The following is a 21,201-nucleotide window of genomic DNA, read 5'->3' as shown; positions in this document are numbered from 1 at the left end:
TAGAGCGCGTAATCATCATCGACTAAGTACTAACGGTACAAAAAAGGATTAACACAGTGAATATTAAAACAAATTATAACTTGGAGGCTGTCATGGTAGAGCGCGTAATCATCATCGACTAAGTACAAACGGTACAAAAAAGGATTAACACAATGAATATTAAAACAAATTATAACTTGGAGGCTGTCATGGTAGAGCGCGTAATCATCATCGACTAAGTACTAACGGTACAAAAAAGGATTAACACAGTGAATATTAAAACAAATTATAACTTGGAGGCTGTCATGGTAGAGCGCGTAATCATCATCGACTAGGTACTAACGGTACAAAACAGGATTAACACAATGAATATTAAAACAAATTATAACTTGGAGGCTGTCATGGTAGAGCGCGTAATCATCATCGACTAATTGTTTTTATTGTAGTGGCCTGAGGTGTTGAACACCTCAGCCCTATCTTTTATTAAGGAGGAAAATATGATTGAGGAAAAAACGCAAGGTGATTGGGGTAGTATGCTCAATGAGTATTATCAACTTACCAGACACCCATTGCCAGGCGAGCTAGATTTCTGGAAAGGGCAGATCAGTAAAGGGGATTCGGTGATTGAAATTGGTGCCGGGCAAGGTTTCATCACAAAACACTTAGTTGAAAAGCAACCGAGCCAGCTTTTATTGGTCGAGCCTTGTGAGTCATCAGCACGGTATCTAGAACCGCTTTCCAAGCAAACCAAGTTCATTGATATTTCATATGACCTATTTGAAACATGTGAAAACCTGCGTGTATCAGATTGCATCTTATTTCCATATGACTCGTTACCCATGGTGAATTTTGACTCATATGATCAGTTTTTTGCCAAAATCAGAGATAATTTAACGGATAGCGGTAAATTTGTATTCCATATTAGTACAAAAAAGTGGAACGAAGAGTACATTAGCAAGTTTGAAAAGACTTACCGTACCACTAAAACATTTCCTTCTGGCCGTAATGTGACCATTCTTGCATGGGCCGAAAAACATTCAGATAGCGGCTACACCAAATTCTTCTGCTTTATTGATTGTGAAACCCGTGAGTCCGAATACTATCAGATGACTACTAATATCATTGATGAGCAATTTGTTCAGTCAATGTGCCACAAGCATCAACTGTCTATTTCTGATGTAAAAACATCATTTGATGGCTTGCCTGGAGAGGATGATTTGGTGATCACCTTAACCAAACAAAGAGCGGCATCATGAATGCAGATATCATCAAAAAGAGAAACTTCTTCTTATTGTGGCAAGGTAGCTTGGTCAGCTTTATCGGTAGTCAATTGCATTTGATAGCCTCACTAGCGTGGTTGAAGTCACACCCTGAATATACCTCCGCGATCCCGCTTTATTTAATCGCGGCTTCGTTACCGATCGCATTAATGGGATTGTTTGGTGGCGCGCTGGTGGATCGCAGTTCAAGTAGAAATGTGGTTATATTTGGCGATCTTATATCGGGTGTATTAGCTGTGTTACTGGGTGCACTGTTTATATTTTCAGACTTGTTTGCCAAGCAATGGTTATTGATGGCATTAATTTTAATTACGATAGGAATTGGGGTGTGCCAGTCACTACACAAACCTGCCACACTTAAGCTTATCAAACTCACTGTCGCTAAGGATGAATTGTGTGATGGGCATGCTTGGTATGAGTTTTCAAATCGTATTTCAGCCCCTATCGGCCATGCAGTTGGTGGTTTTTTTATTACGATTGTGAGTTTTGGTGCGTTATATCTGGCGAATGGACTTAGTTTTATTGCATCAGCCTGGAGTGAATCAAAGATATCGCGTTCACTAGAACAAGATGATAAAGCCAATGAGCAGAAAAAATTGAGTCTGAAAGACGTTTTTTCTGGGATCGGTAAAATATTAAATAACTCACAGTACAGCGGAATTAAATTTATTGTTTTGTTGGTTTTCATGTTGAATATATTTGTTGCGCCTATACCTGCATTAATGCCATTTTTGGCAGTAGATATATTAGGCATGGAAATTAATTGGATTGGTTACTTGTTTTTTATTTTAGGTCTTGGTTTATTTGTTGGTGTATTAATTTCTAGTAAAATATATAACAAAAAAATGCTCGGTTTTTGTATTGAGGATTTGCAGATATTTATTATGTGTAGTGCTTTTTTGTTGCTGTATTCTGCAAGCAATTGGGTCGGTGTTGGGTTTGGGTTGTTTTTGGTTGGTTTGATATCTAGCTCGTTAAGTATCCACCTAACAACGCGATTGCAAGAAATGATCCCTGTGGATGCTACGGGTGTGGTAATGGGGTTTATTGTTTCAATGGCATACATCTGCACACCTTTGGCACTGTTGGGTGTTGCAATTGCGCTTAAGTTGGTTGCACCTCAAGCACTTACTTTGTTCTTTTTATTTTCTGCGTGCTGTTTAGGTGTGTACATCATCATAAAAACAGTAACAAACCGAACGGATTGGATTGGGGGATCTGAAAATGCCAAAAATTAATGTCATTGCAGCAGGTGACTGTTTTATCAATAGAGATCTACCCAAAGGCACTGAGTTTGAGCAGTTGGCTAGGTTTTTTAACCAAGCAGATGTACGGTTTTGTAACTTTGAGTCCACCTTATGTGACACGACGAATACATTGTTTCCAGCAGCCAGTTCCGGAGGGACATGGGCTCAAACTCATCACCGCATTTTAGATAACTTATCTGCTTTAGGTATAAACACCTTGTCTTTGGCCAACAACCATATTATGGATTATTCGCATGCTGGGTTGCAGATGACGACAAAGCACCTTGTCGAGCGGGGATTTAAAGTGGCTGGAGCGGGCAACAACCTCAGAGAAGCTGCTGCGCCTACCTACCTTGAAACACAAGGGGGGCGAGTGGCGATGGTTGCAGCAACGACAACCTTTCATGATCATAATCGCGCAGGTGAACAAACGCCTGACCTGTCGGGGCGTCCAGGTTTAAACCCGCTGAGAGTAGAAACTGTACATCAGATATCTGCTGATGCCTTAGCGGTGCTGAAGCAGATAGCGCAATCTACAGATATCAATGCCGAGCTGGCCTATGCCGCGCAAAAAGGCAGTCTCATTAGTGACGATCCGGATCAGGTATTTTATTTTGGAGACTATGACTTTCAGCAAGGGCCAGAAAGTAAAAGTATCCATACTCTCAATGCCCATGATGTCGAGCGTATCTTCCAGTCTATTGACGAGGCAAAGAGCCAAAGTGATCTCGTTATGGTGAGCTTACACTCTCATCAAATGAAATTGGGAGATGCACATACACCCCCTGAATTTTTGCAGCATTTTGCTCGCCAGTGTATTGAGCGAGGCGCACACATCTTTCTTGGTCACGGCCCGCACCACAACCGTGGAATGGAAGTGTATCAGGGTTGTCCAATCTTTTATGGATTAGGCAATTTTATATTCCACAACTTGACTGTCGCCAAGCAACCTTGGGAGATGTATGAGCTACTTGGCTTAAGACATGGGAATCGCGTGACAGATGTATTGGATCGGCTCGATGGCAATGGTAGCAAAGGGTATAAAAAGCACCGTGAATATTGGACTTCATTCTTACCGGTGTGTGAATTTGAGCATGGCAAGATGACGAGTCTTAAGATTTATCCATGTGACCTTGGCGAAGGGGAGCACAGGCATACGTTGGGTACGCCTAGGTTGAGTTCAAGCCTAGCGAGCTTAGAAATGTTTGCACAACTTTCCCGTCAGCTGGGTACAGAGTTACAATTTGGTGAAGACCACCTAACTGTTTCAATATAATCATCAATAATACAGATGGCATTGCAGTGCCATCTTTTTCTTTGTGATCGATATCATTCCTGATAAATATTTCAGTTACTTTACATGTTGCTTTTATGTTAAATTTATAGTGTGCTAGGAAGATAACACTGAGGGAATATCATGTATCAACGACCACTTATACAATCACTTAGTTTATTGATACTAAGTATGTTTATTTCTTTTAATGCGTATGCAGAAAAGCAAGTGATGGTCGCAGAGGTAAAGGATTGGCAGCAGGGCGCTACAATACCACTTTGGTGCCACGCTCGAGCACTTCATAAATTTCACATTACCAGTCATAGCGAAGCGCAGCTCAAGTGGATTAAGCCTCGCGGCAGTTATGTCGAGCAAGGTGAAGTCATCGCACTACAAGACGCTTATTACCTTGCCAAACAAAAAGAACTTCTGGAGCTTGATTTACAAACTGCCAAGTTAACCTTCCAACTAGAGCAAAGCGAGTATCAGCGGCTTCAGGATTTAAGCCGAGACCATACGTCTGAACAGCAGCTGATGTTGAGAGCAAATAAGGTTAAAGCTGCTCAATTGGCAAAGCATCGACTGAAATCACAACTATCAGTGATCTCGCATAAAATTGAGAAACTTAGCCATACGGCACCAATTTCAGGGCAGATCATCCAAATTGATGCCCAACCAGGGCAATTTCTTAGCCAAGGGGAGCTGTTAGCTATCATTGAGCCGCAACAAGCCCAAGAGTTGAGTTGCGATATGCCAATGCACGCGTATCAGGCAATAGGAGGAGGCCAAGGTTTAAAGCTGGCAACCTTTAATGCTGTAGGGCTGAGCGCAATGCACTTTTTGCGAGGCAGTAAAATATCGTCCGAAAATAAGCAAGTCGTAAATTTTATCCTCGGATACGATATGACTCCAGAGGTTGGGCTACTGGTGGGGGAAAGTAAAAAAGTTCACATCAGCATGGAGCAGGAAAATTTAACTCAAATTCCGCATGATGCATTGCAAATAGACTCCGCAAATCAATTTGTATGGCGTTTAACGAATGGTGTTCGTGTTGAACGGATCAAAGCTGAGGTGGTATATCACCTGCGCGATCAGGTTGTTGTCAGGTCTGCGCTCAAAGTGGGTGAAAAAGTCGTGACTGTAGGAAAACAAGGCTTGAATGAGCAAGATCTTGTCGAGGTCTCTGAATGGAATGCTGGGGCCTTAACTCAGGCTCAAAGGGAAATTGATCAACTATGACAACACCACGACCTTTTATCCAATCTGAGCAGGTGATCAGAGTTATTTTGTGTTTGGCACTGATGTCAGTAGTGATTGCTGGCTATCAGGTTTTTTCGCTTAAAAGCGCTTTACTCCCACCCATCGAAAAGCCACGTATAACTTTGCATACTAGTTGGCAGGGGAAGGGGGCCGATGAAATCGAGCAAACTCTAGTGACGCCTTTGGAACAACAATTGCGAAGTTTAAATGGCTTGAATCGGATCGAGTCAGTGGTATCAGAAAGCTTTGCAGCCACAGAGTTATTTTTTCATCCGGGGAGCGATCTTGATCAATTGTATCTAGAGGTATTGTCGCAAATTAATCAAGTACCAAATTGGCCAACGCAAGTGCTACCTCCGCGTGTGATCAACCAGTCTTCCGGTGCGAATTTAACCCTGGCTTCGGCTATGTTGTATGGCGAACAAATGCACACCAAACAAGACTATATTCATGTGATGGAGAAAATTATAGAGCCAGCACTGGCCAAGGTTCAGGGTGTTGCACGTATTGAAACTGGCTTTAATAGTACTGAGCAACGCATTGATATTCGATTTCAGCCGCAACAATTGACCCAATTGGGCTTAACCACTCAAGATATTGCAGCGGCATTGACTGCACTAAAAGATCAGTCAGGCGGTCAAATGGTAATTGGTTCCCATGATTACAGCTTGCACTTTAACGGGCAAGTACCACTGGAGGAGTTGGGTAATGTGAATGTCGCTGTTCGTCAGGGGCATGTGATCCAGTTACACGAAATTGCCAAGATAGTGCGTCGGCCTGCATCGCCATGGGGTTATGCGGCGTTTAAAGGTAAGCGCGCGTTTTATTTTACCCTTGAGCCAGGTGCAAATATAGATTCATTGGCCACCATGGCAGAGGTAAAAGCGGTTTTTGAACAGCTTAATGACGATGTTTTACCACGATACGGCATGCAATTGTCATTGAGCCGTGATGACGCCAAATCTATTAATTCCGCTTTGCTGCAAGTCTATGGCAACTTATTACTTGGCATTGCACTGGCAGGTATGATGTTGGTGCTATTCTTTGGCGATTTGAGGTCTGTCGGCTTGATCATGCTTGCCGTGCCTGTGTGTTTGTCTCTGGTTATATTGGGGATGAAAATAGGAGATTTTAGTCTCAATGTAATATCTTTGGCTGGCATGGCATTGTCAACCGGTTTGCTATTGGACGCAGCCATTATTGTGATTGAAAATATAAATCGTCACCTAGCTTCAGGCAAAGCTGTCCATATGGCTATTGCACAGGGGACACGTGAGGTTCGAGGTGCCATTGTCTCTTCTACGCTATCAAGTATTCTGGTGTTCATACCTATGGTTATGATGGAGTCGGTAGAAGCACAATTATTTGTTGATTTGGCTTTTACTGTGTCCAATGCATTGTTGGCTTCAGTCATCGTTGCGCTGGTGGTTTTGCCTGCGGTGGCTCGATATTTTCTACGTCAGCGGCCCGTTCTCAAAGCTACCCGCAAAGATGTAAATGTAAGGTGGCATAGTGCGCCAATACATCACACAGGCGTGCGCCACGGTGTATTATTTTTAGGATTGCCTTTGGCCGTAGTGCTGAGCGTGATGTGGTTGCCTGATTTTGATGTGCTCCCCAGTCCAAAGCAACAGAAAGTCAATGCTGTAGTGGTGTTTGAAGCACCACTATCTAGTCAAGCTGCTGAGCTGCAAATCGCGCAAAAAATTCAAGCTCGTTTACTGCATGCGCAACAAACAAAGCTTGCGCCAGAATACGGCGCATATGGCATGTTTTGTAGTACTCAACTGTGTCAGTTGTATTTCTACCCCGGTGATGACTGGGATATGAGCCGTTTTAGGAGCTGGCTAAAAACGGATATTTTGGCCGATTTACCAGGCACTGTCAGTTATGTGATGCAGGCCAAGTTATTGAATTTTGCCTTACCTGATAACCGCACTATTGAACTGCAATTGTCAGGTGCTGCACTACCTGAATTGCAGTCGATGGGAAAAACCTTAATGTCTCAGCTGAGAAGTTTGTATCCGCTTGCCAAAATAACTGAGAAGTCGCCTTTGTCTAATCATATGACACGCATTGAGTTCACAGTGCGACCGAACGCACTTGCACGTTTAGGTTTAACCAGAGCGACACTGAATGATTATTTGGTCACGCTGACGGATGGGTTGTATTTAGGTCACTATTATACGCAAGGTGCATCCTTACCCATGTATTTAAGTGGTGAACAAGTAAAGGATGTCGACAGTTTATTAAACACCGCCATTTTGGTGCCCGATCATGGCTTGGTATACCTGCACCAATTGGTAACAACACAGATGGTACAGGTGCCATCAGAGTGGCTTAGGGTGAATGGCGATCAGGCTGTTGCATTAGCAATCGAGCCGCCCGAAGGAGTGGCGGTTGGTCCATTTGTAGAAAAAATGAAGGCGAGTGTACAAGCGCAGTTAAATCAGCTAGATCCGCAGCAGACGGTATTGGTATCGTTCCAAGGGAGTGCCGATAATCTCAGCATATTTCTGCGTGAGTTTCTGTTACTAATTTTGTGCGCGTTAGCCGTGTTAAGCGTGTTGTTGTGGTTAACACTTAAATCTTGGCAGCTCGCGTTAGCGGTTTTAATGAGTTTGCCTATGGCTTTATTTGGCGGTGTTTTGGCACTCAATGGAGTAGATATTGTTTATGGACAAAGCCTAGATATGATCACCATGATTGGGTTTATCATCTTGCTTGGTTTGGTCATCAATAATGCCATTTTGATTGCAGAGCAAGTACGCATTGGCCGGGCGAATGGATTAGCGCAAGCCCAAGCTATTGTATGCGCGATTAAAAACCGCAGGCGACCGATATATATGAGTACGGGAACAAGTATTCTAGGTATGTTGCCACTATTGTTAAGCCCTGCTGAGGGCGCTGAAATTTATCGCGGGTTAGGCGCTGTGATTGTCGGGGGAATGACGATTAACGCGATACTTGGCATGCAGTTTATGGCTGCCCTGTTATCGACGCCTTGGTTTGCAAATGCGAATATTGACAAACCCGCGAATCAAATTAAACAGGCGGTACAACAATAACGCCAAGTAAAAATGGTGCTGTGCTGGGGTCGCAAGTACAAAAAAGGCGGTTTGGAGCGAGCTCCAAACCGCGATTGTATGGGGCGGCTGGCCAAGTGCGGCTGGCTAAGTGCGGCTGCTATTAGTGTGCAGGGCATGCACCGTTGCCGAGAGAAAAACACAAATCATCACCGTGGATTTTGTTAACACGACAAGCACCACCACCACCAAATGACGGACAGTCTGTACCACCACCAATTTGATCTGTGACATCAATAGGTAGACTAGCTTTTTTAGAAAGGGCTTTGAGCTGATGCTTTTTCAATGTTAGTTTCATTTTTGTATTCCTGCTGTTGGTTATTAATTAACCTAACTGTATATGAGGTATATCAGGAATTTAACTGACCGTTCTTACAGGTATAAATGATGCCCATTTTTTCCTTATATACAGGCGAACATTGGCTGGTGATTTGAGCTTTGAGTGATGAAGATGAGATAAAAAGGCCTTGCTTCCTTGCGAAGCCTATTAGGACACTCAGTACTAAATTATCAGCTTTGCTTTGATACAAAGCTGAGACGAAATAGCTTCCTTACTCATTCAATCCTTGAACGACAGATAGTGAGAGCTTGTGTCCTTGTCTTATGTTGACGCTCTTTTCTTATTATTATGCTGCTCTGTTATTGCTATATGCTGCGCTCCCAGGGTGGTAACCGCAGATTAAAGCAATCGAAGATATCTGCATTTGCTATAACAGAACCTCTGTTATTTCAATGAGGTAAATAATACTGAGTTTTTAATTGGAGGAAAGCCGTCAGTTATTACAGGTATACAAAAAGCAGGATTTGATCAATAAAGTTAGGGCTATCACGTGGTTATCTATGAAGAATTGAGAAAGCCTCCAGAGCCTATTCTTACGTAATATAAGAGCATGCGCATTTGCAAGGTTGTTAGAATGTGTGGCGATTTTTCTCACCATTTTATATCAATTCTTTGACGTAACTTATCTTTATGACTATCAATCTGGATAAATCGAGTTAAAATATCGGCAATAATTTCTGAACGATATTTCACCCTGCGATTGAGTTTGGTTGGGCACACGGAGTGACAACCTTAAAGTGAGAGGTATAAGTGAAGAAATCTTAAGCTCAAAAAAGGATTCATCACTGATGGCATTAAATACAGTTATTCTCGCTGCGGGTAAAGGTACTCGTATGCGCTCTAAATTACCTAAAGTTCTACACTCTATTGCTGGTAAGCCAATGGTTCAGCATGTAATAGATAACGCAACAGCGCTTGGCGCTAAGGCTACTAACCTAGTTTACGGCCATGGTGGTGAGCAGCTAAAAGCGCGTTTATCTCACAATCAGGTGAACTGGGTATTGCAAGAAGAGCAATTAGGTACGGGTCACGCAGTGGCTGTTGCCAAAGAGTATATAGGTGATGATGACACCGTACTGGTTTTGTATGGTGACGTACCACTGACTAAGCAGTCTACGTTAGAGAAATTGTTGGCAGTGACGCCTAAAGCAGGATTAGCTGTGCTGACAGTGACGCTGGATAACCCAACCGGTTATGGCCGAATGGTACGTGAAAACGGCAAGTTAGTAGGTATTGTAGAGCAAAAAGATGCTTCGCAAGAACAGCTTAAAATCCAAGAGATCAACACTGGAATTATGGCTGCCAACGGAGAACTGTTGAAAAAGTGGCTTGGTCAGTTGTCTAACAATAATGCACAAGGTGAATATTACCTCACAGATATTGTGGCAATGGCACATAATGAAGGCGTTGAGATCAATTCAACACAGCCAGATGATGAGATGGAAGTTGAAGGTGCTAATAACCGTGTTCAGTTGGCTGCTCTAGAGCGTGCTTATCAGACACGTCAAGCAACCGAATTGATGATTAATGGCGCTAGTTTAGCTGATCCTGCACGCATTGATGTACGTGGTGAAGTGACTACCGGTGAAGATGTTGAAATTGACGTAAATGTCATTTTCGAAGGAAAAGTTGTCATTGGCAATGATGTACGCATCGGTCCTAACTGTGTGCTAAAAGACTGTACTATTGGTGATGGTGTAGAAATTAAAGCTAACTCAGTGGTCGAGGAAGCACAGGTTAAAGCCAATTGTACACTTGGTCCGTTTGCGCGATTGCGCCCGGGTGCTGTGATGGAAGAAAATGCCCACGTTGGTAATTTTGTCGAGATGAAAAAGTCACGACTTGGATCTGGGTCGAAAGCGAACCACTTTACTTACCTTGGCGATACGCAAGTTGGCGAGAAAGTGAATATTGGTGCTGGTACAATTACCTGCAATTATGATGGTGTGAATAAATCACAAACAATCATTGGCGATGGCGCATTCATTGGCTCAAATTCGTCATTGGTTGCCCCTGTAACTATTGGTGCACAAGCTACTGTCGCAGCTGGCTCCGTGATAACAACCACAGTACAAGATGAACAGTTGGCTGTAGCACGAAGTAAGCAACGAAATATTTCTGGTTGGCAAAGACCGGTAAAAAAATCGTAGCGATAAGGTGAAAAGGGGAATTTATTTCCCTTTTTTTGTACCAGATTCCTTTCTGGATTCTAAAGTGATACATTAGCGTAGGGGTTAATTAATATTTAACAATAAAAACAATTAATTCGGGTGTACAAGTTATTATGGAAAATCTCTTTCGCAAAGAAGTACTTGAGAACAAGCGACACCGATTAGAAGGAGCTGTGAGCTTAGTTCAGCCACCTGTGTTTAAAACACTCACCTTTCTGATCTTATTTGTAGTGATCGTCAGCATTATTTACCTAACTTTAGGAAGTTACGCCCGTAAAGAGCGGGTTACTGGCGTTTTAGAACCCAATACAGGGGTATTAAGCATGGTTGCTTCACAGGAAGGGATCATTGCAGAAGTATTGGTTGAAGAGGGCCAGTTTGTTGCTGCAAATCAGCCCATCTTGCGTATTGCATCTGCCAAACACAGCACCCAAGCGTTAGAGCTGAATCAAACGCTACTCAATCAATATTCATTTCAATTGAAAAATCTTGAACGTTTAATAGCCCAACAAGAGCAACAATACCGCCTTGATTTGACCGAGTTAGAACAACAAAAAACGACAGCGCAAAAACGCTTAGTGGAATTAAATCATCAGTCGCAGACATTTACTAAGCGATTGGAGTTAAATGAGCAAATGGTGGGTCAAATCAGTACTTTAAAAGGTACTGGGTATATTTCAGAGTTGGAACTGCAAAGACAAAAAGACACCTTATTATCGCTGCAACAGCAATCGTCGAGTATTCGCTCTGAAAAATTGAGTCTACAGGCGCAAATAGAGCAATACGACACGCAACTAGAAAAGCTGCCACTGCAACATGCAGAGCGTATCAATCAATTGAATTCGCAGCGTGCAGACATGGAAATCCAGCTTTCATCAGTCGAGCAACAGCGTTTAGGTGAGCTGAGAGCACCGAAAGCAGGCGTCGTGACAGGTTTATTAGCCAAAGTGGGGAAAAATGTAGTCACTGGAGAGCGTTTGCTCAGTGTGATCCCCGAAAACAGTCAGATGCAAGCGGTTATTTATGTGCCTACTTCAGCCTTTGGTTTTATAGAGTCGGGACAAGAAGCTAAATTGCGTTATCACGCCTTCCCATACGAAAAGTTTGGAATTTATGGTGGGCAAATAAAACAAATTAGTAACTCATTGATTTTACCTGAAGAAGCCATTGTTCCAGGCATGATAAGTGAGCCAGCTTATCGTGTCATCGTGACGCTATCTGAGCAAAATATACAGGCATATGGTAAGTCGACACCACTGCGACCTGGCATGATGTTGGATGCAGATATCATTATCGAAGAGCGATCACTGCTACGTTGGTTGTTTGATCCGGTATTTAGTATTAAAGGACAGCTATAGCTGCAATAACGATAATAAAAGGCTTTATATGCACCAGGAAGATAACTCACCGGTACAAAAATTACAGTTTTGGTCAAGGAATTCGCTACCGGTCATTTTGCAATCAGAGGCGGCTGAGTGCGGCTTAGCGAGTCTGGCAATGGTCGCGGCGTATCACGGTTACCACAGTGATCTCACAACACTGAGACAAAAGTTCAGTATTTCCATTGAAGGCGCAACGCTGCTCGATATCATGCATTTTGCAGAGCAATTGGAACTCAGTTCTCGACCTCTGCGCATAGAATTAGAAGATCTTGATGCGCTACAAACACCGTGTATTTTACATTGGGATATGAACCACTTTGTGGTACTCAAAAAAGCCAATGAAAAACGCATAGTGATCCATGACCCCGCCTCGGGCGAAAAAACTTTTACTCTTGAAGAGGCGTCAAAGCACTTCACGGGTGTTGCGCTTGAACTAACACCGACAAAGAGCTTTGAGAAACAAGAAAAGAAACCTAGTTTAAGGTTTGCCGACTTCTGGAGTCGGATAACTGGCCTTAAACGTTCTCTAATATTGATCTTTTTACTGTCTATTTTGCTGCAAGTATTTACCCTTGCCGCCCCCTATTATATTCAACTTGTCATCGATGATGTGGTTTTGACTGGTGATACCAATCTCTTAACAGTGTTGGCGACAGGCTTTTTCCTCGTACTGGTGTTTGAAATTGCTACCAATGCGCTGCGTGGGTTTACGTTGTTGCACTTTGGTAACCAAATGAATATTCAGCTGGGAGCTAATTTGTTCCATCATTTAGTGCGTTTACCTATCTCTTATTTTGAGAAGCGGCATATGGGGGATGTGGTATCACGTTTTGGCTCACTGCAACAGGTAAAACAGATCCTGACGACTGGCGTAATTGAAGCCATCATAGATGGTTTAATGGCCATTATCACATTGGCGATGATCTTCTTTTACAGCCCCACGCTGTCGGTAGTTGTATTGACCGCCGTCATTGCCTACGCGCTTGTGCGGATCGCCATGTATAAACCATTTAGGAATATTAGTGAGCAAGAGATCATGGCGCGAGCGGAGGAAAACTCAAACTTCATGGAAACCGTACGCGGAATTCAAACGATCAAGCTCTTTGGCTCGGAAGTGAAGCGTGAAGGACAATGGCAAAACCGCTATGCCAATGCAATTAACCAAAGCATTCGTCTGGGTAACTTCCAAATTGGATACGATGCCATTAACCGCGCGCTCTTTGGTATTGAAAACATCCTTGTGGTGTATTTGGCTGCGCATCTAGTACTAGAAGGTGGATTTAGTACCGGGATGCTCTTTGCGTTTATGTCGTATAAGCGTCAATTTATGGACAAGACAGCCAACCTTATTGAAAAGCTTATCGAGTTTAAAATGGTTGGGTTGCACTTTGATCGTATCGCAGATATCGCCTTGACTGACAAAGAAACGTTGCAGCCCGAGCAGCTTAAAAAACATGTCGTTGAAGGTAAAATTGAGCTGAAAAATATTTGTTTTGCATACTCAGATGCAACACCTGATGTCCTGCACAAGTTAAGTTTAGATATCGCACCAGGTGAGTCAGTAGCCATTACCGGCCCGTCAGGTTGTGGTAAATCAACGCTGCTTAAAATTATGCTTGGGTTAAATCAGGCTAAAAGCGGTGATGTATTGATTGACGATGTGCCGATTGATCAAATCGGGGCGCGTCAATACCGCCAGCAAATCGCGGCAGTGATGCAAGATGATGAATTACTATCTGGGTCGGTCGCGGACAATATTGCGTTCTTTGATACACCCATTGATATGGAACGTGTCGTGTATTGTGCGCAACTTGCTGCAATTCATGATGATATCAGTCAAATGCCGATGGGCTATGACAGCTTAATCGGTGATATGGGCTCATCGCTATCTGGTGGTCAAAAACAACGCATTATTTTAGCGCGAGCGCTGTATAAGCAGCCCAAAATTCTCTTTATGGATGAGGCGACAAGCCACCTTGATACGTCTTTAGAGTCAGACATCAACGAAGCGGTTAGTCGATTGGATATGACTCGAGTGATCATTGCGCACCGCAAAGAGACGATTGCCTCAGCAGATAGGGAGATCCGATTACAAAAAGTACACGCGGAAGAGCTTGAAGCACAAAGCGAGTAGCTTGTTTTTGCGAAGTTCACCTATACCCAGAAAGCATTGCGTATAGGTGAAAGCAACAGGCTGCAGGAAACACATATAGATACAATATAAGCGGTATAAATGAGGATAAGAAGAACGCTCTCTATTGAGCTACCTCATGATTTAAGTTAGCTTTTATTGATACAAGAAAAAAAATAAAGATTTATTAATTAAGGAAGACCATGTCAGAGCAACTACTAATTACAGACAGCCAACGGCAGGAAATTGGTGACATCATCACTGTTCTAGCGCAAGAAGTCAGCCGTAATATTCAAACCGACACAGAATTAAAAAACGGTCTACTGAGCGGGCTTGCTGGACAACTTTTGTTTCTCTTTAAAGCGCATCAGTTGGATCCTAGCTCCGTTGATGAAGCACTTTTCTCAGAGAAGCTGGAATTATTACAAGAGCAGTTAGCTGAGCAAAGCTTTGAGTTGAGTACGGGCCTTGCGGGTCAAGCTTGGGTATTAGAGTATTTGAATCAAGCGGATCAAGATGATTATGACGCCGAGTTGCTTGAAGATGTTGATGAGCTGTTTACACAAGCTCTAGATTACAACCCGTGGCCAGGTGAAATTGAAATGGTGCTGGGCTTATCTGGCTATGCGCCTTACGCTGCCAGACGTAGTAAGTACTCAGACCAAACTAAATTGTTCGATATTATTGTGTCTGGACTTGAGAGCACCGCGACGTATTTTGACAACGGTCACATCGCTTGGTCACAACCTAAAGAATCAGTATATCGATTTGATACTGATGACAAAGAGAAGCCTGAGTTCAATTTGGGGCTTGCGCATGGTGTACCTGGCATGATCGGGGCGCTCCTACCGGCACTGAAAGTCCCATCACTACAAGCGCGCGTTGCTAAATTGGTATCAGGCGCATGTGATTGGCTATTGGAAAACCAAACTGGGCACAATCATGCGCCTTCGTGCTATGGCTCATGTGCTGGCGAAGATGAGCCGAACTCGCGTTTGGGCTGGTGTTATGGTGACATCACGATTGCCTTGATACTGGCAAGAGCGGGTCAGGCGTTAGATCGCCCAAGCTACGTTGATCGCGCGCTGGAAATTGCCTTACATGCAGCTAAACGAGACGCTAAAAGCGGCTATATCAATGATGCAGGGTTATGCCACGGATTTGTTGGGCTGGCACTTATCTTTCAAATTGTGAATCAATGCATGCCAAACCCGCAGTTAGTGAAAGCAACGCAATACTGGGTTGACTACAGCTTAAATGAATACCGTGAACGCGGACTTGAAGCTTTGTACTCGTTTAACGGCTTGACCAAAGAGCATGAAGTTGACTACGGCTTTTTAATGGGCTTTGCGGGCATAGGGTGTGGGCTAGTTAGTTTGTTAGATGACGATGTTAGTTGGACAGACTGTTTGTTGATGGTATAGGAGTACAAATATGTCTAGCAAACAATTAAAAAATGATAACTTTTTTGTAATACGTACACCGCGTTTGGCTTTAGAGCAGCTGGTGGCATTTGGCGATGAAAACCAAGACACAAACACGCTTTTAAGTGCGTGGTTGGCGACACCGGGTGTGGAAGAAGCGATTTATCTGGCCAGTCCTTCGCTGCTGGAACGCATCGAACAATGGCGCACTAAACCAGACTCTAAGCAGGGTAAAAAAGTCGCTCATGCACTGATTAAATACATGGTACGCATGTGTTCGCGCCCTACGCCATTTGGTTTGTTTTCAGGTATTCACCAAGGGAAGGTGGATAGCCAAACCACTTTAACACCAGCGTCGCACACTAAAGATACACGCAAAACCCGACTTGATATGTTTTATTTGTCGGCGTTAAAAGAACATTTTATCAAACATGCCTCTCGCTCAGATCACCTGACTTACAAACCAAATTCATCACATTATTTTATTGCTGAGCAGTGTCGCTATATTGAGACTTACTTGTCTGATGACACCATGCAGTATCGGCTGAGTGCCGTTGAAAGCGATGAGTATTTTAAGTTTGCGCTGGAATTGGCTAAGCCAGGTTTAAGTTTCAATGAACTAGTTACGCGTTTTCTTGCTCACTATCAAGAAGCGGATCAAGAAGAAGTTGAAAGTTATATTCAAGACCTGATTGATGAAGGTGTGCTACTGGCTGATATTCCACTGCCATTGACTGGCGATTCACCAGATCAGGCATTACTTAAATCTATTGAAGGCATTAAAGAGCTGGATGCGGCAGATAAGCTCGCAACGGCACTGAGCCAAATAGAGCAACTTGATAACGCACGCAGTGGCGAGATCGCGCCGTATAAGCAGCTGTTGTCTCACCTTGAAAACTTGCCGGTGAAGGCACAAGAAAACAAATTATTCCAAAGTGATATTTATCGCGAGTTTGAGCAGTGCCAAATTTCTGAAATGGAAATCAAGCGTGTGCAAAAGCAATTGGAAGTGATTGCTGGATTGACTATCACCAGCCCTAGTTCTGGTTTAAGTCAGTTTATGACGCAGTTCAATAGCCGTTTTGAAGGCCAGTTTGTGCCTCTAGATGTGATTTTAGACGATGAATCAGGCATCGGTATTTCTACCGAAACAGGTTATGAAGCACCGTTAGTGGCTGGGTTAAACTTGGCACGCAATGGTTCTAGTCAGGCGACAGCGCCTGAAGTGAGCATGATTGAAAACATTGTTGAACGCGCGCTGAGCTTACCTGAAAACCGGGGTAAAGATTGTGTGGTGTTGAAGAGCAAAGAGCTTAAAGGAAAAATAAACAACAAAGACGCAGTTAAGAGTTTTCCATACTCTTTTGGCACCATGCTGAGCCTGTATCAAGATGATAGAGGTAACCCTGTTTACAAATTTAATGGTTGTTATGGTCCTTCTGCAGCAAACTTATTGGGTCGATTCTGCCACCTTGATGCGCAATTAAAAGAGTCAGTCACCGAGCATTTAGCGCATGAACAGTCACACAGTGAAGACGTCATTTTTGCAGAAGTGGTGCATATGCCTGAAGGGCGGCCTGGTAACGTGATCGCTCGACCGCACTTGAGACAATATGAAATTGTGTTTATGGCTGACAGTGCATTGAGTGACGAGTTCCAAATTCCACTCAGTGATTTGCATGTGTGGGTTGAAGGTCAGAAAGTGAAGCTCTGGAGTAAGCGTCTAAATAAGCAAGTTATTCCACGTTTATCGAGTGCACACAATTACTCTGCGCGCAGCTTAAGTGCATACAAGTTCCTATGTATGCTGCAACACCAAGAGGGACGTGCGCCGCACTTTAGCATGCCATCCAGCACAGAGCGTGCTTCATTTGTACCTCGAGTGATGTTAGATAATCTGATCCTCAGTGAGAAGATTTGGCGTATTGAGCGTACAGAGTTGGAAGCGATAAATAAAAAAGGTCAATTCAATCGCCAGCAGCTTGACGAGTTAATGAATAAATATCAGTTGGATGCGCAAGTAAGCTTTGCTATGGCAGACAATGTGTTGCAGCTGGATTTACGCAACCCGGATATGTTTGCCATTTTATTGGGAGAAAGCAAGGGCCAAATGACAGTCGAGCTAAAAGAAGTATTGACGAGTGCTTATCGCTCTCGTGTTGTGGATAGCGCTGGTCACCATTATAACAATGAAGTGATAGTGCCGTTTTTCAACGAACATGCTGTGGTACACAGTCATTTCTCAGATGATCCTATTGCAAATATTACCGCTGCGCCGATCAAGCGTCGTTTTAGTGCTGGATCCGAGTGGCTTAGTTTAAAAATTTATTCAGGTAACTCATTGGTCGAACAGTTATTGACGGATGAATTATTACCTTTGATTGAGCAAAATGCAGAGCTATATGATAAGTGGTTCTTTATTCGATATGGAGATCCTGATTGGCATATTCGTCTGCGTTTCCATGGTGATCCGCAACTATTGTGTGGTCAATTGTTGCCGCGCTTAAATGCACTGCTGGATCCAAAAATTGAATCAGGAGAGCTTCACAAGGTTGAGCTAATGACCTACGAACGAGAAGTTGAGCGTTACGGTGGCCCTGAATCAATGAGCTTGGTTGAATCACTGTTTATGTTTGATAGCCGATTAATTGCTCAATCATGTGCATTAGTAGAAGAGTATGGTGAAGATATTCGTTGGCGCGTTGCGCTGGCATGCACCCATCGACTGTTGAGCATGTTTGAGTATACGGATGAAGCGCGTTTTACTTTGGTGAGTCAATTGCGTGAGGGTTTTGGTCGAGAGTTCAATGAAACCAGTACGTTGCGTAAGCAGCTGGGTAACCGTTATCGCGAATACCAAGAGAAGCTAGACGATGATTTTATCAAGTTAGTACCCGAACAGGCGGCTCAATGTGATGAAGCGCAATCTGCGATATTGAATATTTTAGAGCAATGGCAAAACAGTGCAGCCCCGGTGATCGAAGTTTTAAATCGTCAGATCGCTGAAAAGCAACTGAATTGTACTCGAGATTCATTGCTGAATTCACTATTGCATATGCACAACAATCGCATGTTCAAGGCGTATGGTAGAGAACAAGAGCTGGTAATACACGATCTATTGCGTCGTAAGTACTTTTCCGCAGATAAAAAAGCATAATTGCGAATATGCACGAAAAAGCGCTCACTTGAGCGCTTTTTTTGTGCTTTACATATAGGCACACTAAAGTTAAAGCCATGCAGAATAAATTACAGTCTAAAAAAATGAGGAATAAAATGATGAAAACTCTGCGTTGGTTGTTATGTATGGCATGTATATACAACCCGTCTATTTGGGCGGGTGAGTTGGCAAGCGAACTTAAAGTGTTTAAGCCTTATTTGGGAACTTGGCAAGCCAGCTTTAGTATGTCGGCAGATGCGCCTGCGGTGCAAGATGTTAGTCGCTGGGAGCGCGCACTCAATGGAACCGCTATCAGAACATTGCACTCAATCAATTCAGGCGACTACGGTGGCGAGTCTTTGATCTTTTGGGACAAACAAAAGCAGTCTTTGGTGTTTTACTACTTTACCACCGCGGGGTTTTACACTTCAGGGCGCATTGAAGTGATCAACAAGTATGAGTTTGCGGCTTACGAGCAGGTTGTTGGCAATCAAAATGGTATTACCGAAGTCAAATCTACCAGTCGCTATAAAGATGGCAAATTTACTGTTGCAACTCAATACTTTAAACAAGGAAAATGGACACAGCCAGAAACCCGTACTTACAGGCCAAGCGATAAAAGCGTGGTATTTAAATAGTGGCAACTAAGCGATTATTTTTTGGAATTGGCTTGGCAAAAAGCGACGCTTTAGATATTCAAAGCTGGCTGGATCAGCATGTGAGTGCAAATAAAGCACCCACATTGATGCGCAACTGGCATCTGACTTTGGCTTTTTTGGGCCAAGTGGACAGCCGGCAAGAAGAGGTGCTGGTGGAGTTCGCAGAAACACTCGCTCCGCCGCCCTTTCAACTGCACTTCTCGCAAACCGGCTACTGGTCACACAACGGGATATTTTATTTGCAGCCCGATCACATAAATGCACATCAGTTATTGCAGTTAGCTGAGCCATTGCGACATTGCGCGGAGCAGCAAGGGCTGTATCGTAACCCCCATCCGTTTTCACCGCACATCACATTATTTAGAAGTGTCAAACCGACACCTCAGGTACACAGGCCTATCTTGCCTTTTTCTATTTCTGTGACGCAGTTTCACCTTTATCATTCGCATTCAATGGCAGATGGACTGCATTACACGCCTATCCATACATTTAAACTTAGCGCTTAAGCCACGCGAGTGCCTTGGTAAGCATAAAGTGACTTAGCTTTTGCAACATGCCGGTATGGCCACACTGTTTAAATAGGCGCTCTGTGGCTTGGTTGCGGGCTGTACTGACATGTTTTCGGCGACATTCTTTAGCGGCATCCTGCCAGTTTTCACTGCTGATGGCGCGCAATAAGTTGGGCCATGCTCGGCTCAAGTTAGGAGTACCTAAATTGTATGCCATGTCGAGTAGTGCGAGCTGAGCATTGGTTGGCATACGGCGAAAGGGGATATAACCATTTTTTGCACTAAATAGCGTTTCTAATTCCGCTTCAAACTCGGCAATCTTTTTCTCCAGTAGTTTGATGCACTCTTCATGTGGTAAGTAGAGTTTGCAATGTGGTTCGTACCAGCTGGCTAGCCGTCCTGGCTGGAGACGTGTGATGGTCTCAAATTCTTGGCACTTAAGTGCCCGGCTAGCGGCTTTATGCGTGGTCTTTTCTCGCAATGCTAATTTATTGAGCGCACTGGCGCTGGTGATATGAAAACCAGCGCCAAGGGTTACATTGCCCCGCGTATCAAGATACAAATGGGCAATGACTCCTTCATACAAACAAATATGTTTGGCTGCTTTTCTACGATTTACTGTATAGCGCTGGAACAATTCGCTACCTTTTTTACATCCGATGCTTTATTAACTATGTAGCATTGCTTGAGTAGAGAGCAATAGCAAGTATTTACTTCTATGTCATGGGCCATGTCGCCAATTTTCTCCCATAAACTGTTGTTAAACTGACTTCGCGCCATAGAAAACAGCACTAAATCGTTGCCATCGGCTAGCAGTGCATTATTGGGGTTACTGGTCACATACCAGCCAAACTGCTTCATGTAGTTGATGTCGGCATTGTCAGCTTGCGCCTCTTTGAGTGCAGATTGATATGCATTTAGATTGCAGCAGTCGTTTAGTAACTCGACTAAGCTGCCATACTGTGTGTCGCGGTAGGAAAAACTCATGGATTTGATCAGCGCGGGGCCGGTGCCAGAATTTTTGACTTTAACTGTCATATGCGCACGCTCTGCTTCAATATCATAATCACTGTAGCTGACCTGCAACCATGGCCATGTTTCTGCGTACAACTGCCTTTCAGCAGCAGTTACTTGCTCCTGCGCGGCTTTGGCTTGCATGTAGGTGGCGTAAAAGGAAGCCGCTGAGATTAAAATGGCACATAGCGCCAAGATACTGTTCATTTTTGAGCGTGATAAGCGCAATTTCAGTTTGGGCTTAGTGCTGGGTGGCTCAGGTATTTGGTCTGGATGAGAAGACATTATT

General features: G+C 43.5%; 15 protein-coding genes. 12 read left to right on the top strand and 3 right to left on the bottom strand.

Translation table 11 applies throughout. From position 1 onward, the window contains the following. Positions 1 to 476 precede the first annotated feature (476 nt). The 5 genes from QNM18_RS22325 to QNM18_RS22305 all read left to right on the top strand — a co-directional run bounded on the left by QNM18_RS22325 (position 477) and on the right by QNM18_RS22305 (position 8,107). Positions 477 to 1,235 (top strand): class I SAM-dependent methyltransferase, encoded by a 759-nt coding sequence (locus QNM18_RS22325; RefSeq protein WP_211012635.1) that lies wholly within the window; start codon positions 477 to 479, stop codon positions 1,233 to 1,235. Then, positions 1,232 to 2,497, top strand: a complete 1,266-nt coding sequence (locus QNM18_RS22320; protein WP_284138487.1) for an MFS transporter — start codon at positions 1,232 to 1,234, stop codon at positions 2,495 to 2,497. The genes QNM18_RS22325 and QNM18_RS22320 overlap by 4 nt, the downstream gene beginning before the upstream one ends. Next, entirely contained in the window at positions 2,484 to 3,782 is a 1,299-nt protein-coding gene (locus tag QNM18_RS22315) for a CapA family protein (RefSeq protein ID WP_211012633.1), read from the top strand. Before QNM18_RS22320 ends, QNM18_RS22315 begins: the two co-directional genes overlap by 14 nt. A gap of 189 nt (positions 3,783 to 3,971) precedes the next feature. Beyond that, complete coding sequence (locus QNM18_RS22310) at positions 3,972 to 5,018, top strand: efflux RND transporter periplasmic adaptor subunit (protein WP_211012632.1); 1,047 nt, start codon at positions 3,972 to 3,974, stop codon at positions 5,016 to 5,018. After that, positions 5,015 to 8,107, top strand: coding sequence for an efflux RND transporter permease subunit (locus tag QNM18_RS22305; RefSeq protein WP_284138486.1), 3,093 nt, complete (start codon positions 5,015 to 5,017; stop codon positions 8,105 to 8,107). Before QNM18_RS22310 ends, QNM18_RS22305 begins: the two co-directional genes overlap by 4 nt. Positions 8,108 to 8,228: 121 nt before the next feature. Here the strand turns inward: QNM18_RS22305 and QNM18_RS22300 are convergent, their stop codons facing one another. Further along, positions 8,229 to 8,423 carry a hypothetical protein gene (locus QNM18_RS22300; RefSeq protein ID WP_211012630.1) on the bottom strand — a complete coding sequence of 65 codons (195 nt, stop codon included), beginning with the start codon at positions 8,421 to 8,423 and terminating at the stop codon, positions 8,229 to 8,231. Between the two features lie 830 nt (positions 8,424 to 9,253). Here QNM18_RS22300 and glmU point away from each other — a divergent pair. The 7 genes from glmU to thpR all read left to right on the top strand — a co-directional run bounded on the left by glmU (position 9,254) and on the right by thpR (position 19,895). Continuing rightward, positions 9,254 to 10,615: a bifunctional UDP-N-acetylglucosamine diphosphorylase/glucosamine-1-phosphate N-acetyltransferase GlmU gene (glmU, locus tag QNM18_RS22295; RefSeq protein ID WP_284138485.1), complete on the top strand. Its 1,362-nt coding sequence runs from the start codon at positions 9,254 to 9,256 to the stop codon at positions 10,613 to 10,615. 134 nt (positions 10,616 to 10,749) lie between these two features. Next, on the top strand, positions 10,750 to 11,994 hold the full coding sequence (locus QNM18_RS22290; RefSeq protein ID WP_211012628.1) for an HlyD family secretion protein: 1,245 nt from the start codon (positions 10,750 to 10,752) through the stop codon (positions 11,992 to 11,994). A 28-nt stretch (positions 11,995 to 12,022) separates the two neighbouring features. After that, positions 12,023 to 14,152, top strand: coding sequence for a peptidase domain-containing ABC transporter (locus QNM18_RS22285; protein WP_211012627.1), 2,130 nt, complete (start codon positions 12,023 to 12,025; stop codon positions 14,150 to 14,152). Positions 14,153 to 14,352: 200 nt separating this feature from the next. Next, positions 14,353 to 15,573 carry a lanthionine synthetase C family protein gene (locus QNM18_RS22280; protein WP_284138484.1) on the top strand — a complete coding sequence of 407 codons (1,221 nt, stop codon included), beginning with the start codon at positions 14,353 to 14,355 and terminating at the stop codon, positions 15,571 to 15,573. Positions 15,574 to 15,583: 10 nt separating this feature from the next. Beyond that, the gene (locus QNM18_RS22275; RefSeq protein ID WP_284138483.1) at positions 15,584 to 18,730 is read left to right on the top strand and encodes a lantibiotic dehydratase; all 3,147 of its coding nucleotides are present in this window, start codon (positions 15,584 to 15,586) and stop codon (positions 18,728 to 18,730) included. Between the two features lie 116 nt (positions 18,731 to 18,846). Then, positions 18,847 to 19,368: a hypothetical protein gene (locus QNM18_RS22270; RefSeq protein WP_417714864.1), complete on the top strand. Its 522-nt coding sequence runs from the start codon at positions 18,847 to 18,849 to the stop codon at positions 19,366 to 19,368. Then, a complete protein-coding gene (gene thpR, locus QNM18_RS22265; RefSeq protein ID WP_211012623.1) occupies positions 19,368 to 19,895 on the top strand; it encodes an RNA 2',3'-cyclic phosphodiesterase in 528 nt (175 codons plus the stop codon). Before QNM18_RS22270 ends, thpR begins: the two co-directional genes overlap by 1 nt. Here the strand turns inward: thpR and QNM18_RS22260 are convergent. Together QNM18_RS22260 and QNM18_RS22255 are read right to left on the bottom strand one after the other, a co-directional pair. Continuing rightward, positions 19,885 to 20,535 (bottom strand): pesticin C-terminus-like muramidase, encoded by a 651-nt coding sequence (locus QNM18_RS22260; RefSeq protein ID WP_284138482.1) that lies wholly within the window; start codon positions 20,533 to 20,535, stop codon positions 19,885 to 19,887. The genes thpR and QNM18_RS22260 overlap by 11 nt on opposite strands. Beyond that, the gene (locus QNM18_RS22255) at positions 20,514 to 21,197 is read right to left on the bottom strand and encodes a hypothetical protein (RefSeq protein ID WP_211012621.1); all 684 of its coding nucleotides are present in this window, start codon (positions 21,195 to 21,197) and stop codon (positions 20,514 to 20,516) included. Before QNM18_RS22255 ends, QNM18_RS22260 begins: the two co-directional genes overlap by 22 nt. Positions 21,198 to 21,201: the final 4 nt, after the last annotated feature.

It is taken from the genome of Pseudoalteromonas obscura (assembly GCF_030135505.1).
Taxonomy (GTDB): domain Bacteria; phylum Pseudomonadota; class Gammaproteobacteria; order Enterobacterales; family Alteromonadaceae; genus Pseudoalteromonas; species Pseudoalteromonas obscura.
This window is presented reverse-complemented; position numbering and strand designations above follow the sequence as displayed.

Coding starts and splice junctions, on each gene's coding strand:
- QNM18_RS22325 (WP_211012635.1), top strand. CDS start 477: ATGATTGAGGAAAAAACGCAAGGTGATTGGGGTAGTATGCTCAATGAG.
- QNM18_RS22305 (WP_284138486.1), top strand. CDS start 5,015: ATGACAACACCACGACCTTTTATCCAATCTGAGCAGGTGATCAGAGTT.
- QNM18_RS22320 (WP_284138487.1), top strand. CDS start 1,232: ATGAATGCAGATATCATCAAAAAGAGAAACTTCTTCTTATTGTGGCAA.
- QNM18_RS22275 (WP_284138483.1), top strand. CDS start 15,584: ATGTCTAGCAAACAATTAAAAAATGATAACTTTTTTGTAATACGTACA.
- QNM18_RS22255 (WP_211012621.1), bottom strand. CDS start 21,197: ATGTCTTCTCATCCAGACCAAATACCTGAGCCACCCAGCACTAAGCCC.
- QNM18_RS22315 (WP_211012633.1), top strand. CDS start 2,484: ATGCCAAAAATTAATGTCATTGCAGCAGGTGACTGTTTTATCAATAGA.
- QNM18_RS22280 (WP_284138484.1), top strand. CDS start 14,353: ATGTCAGAGCAACTACTAATTACAGACAGCCAACGGCAGGAAATTGGT.
- glmU (WP_284138485.1), top strand. CDS start 9,254: ATGGCATTAAATACAGTTATTCTCGCTGCGGGTAAAGGTACTCGTATG.
- QNM18_RS22300 (WP_211012630.1), bottom strand. CDS start 8,423: ATGAAACTAACATTGAAAAAGCATCAGCTCAAAGCCCTTTCTAAAAAA.
- QNM18_RS22290 (WP_211012628.1), top strand. CDS start 10,750: ATGGAAAATCTCTTTCGCAAAGAAGTACTTGAGAACAAGCGACACCGA.
- QNM18_RS22270 (WP_417714864.1), top strand. CDS start 18,847: ATGATGAAAACTCTGCGTTGGTTGTTATGTATGGCATGTATATACAAC.
- QNM18_RS22285 (WP_211012627.1), top strand. CDS start 12,023: ATGCACCAGGAAGATAACTCACCGGTACAAAAATTACAGTTTTGGTCA.
- QNM18_RS22310 (WP_211012632.1), top strand. CDS start 3,972: ATGTTTATTTCTTTTAATGCGTATGCAGAAAAGCAAGTGATGGTCGCA.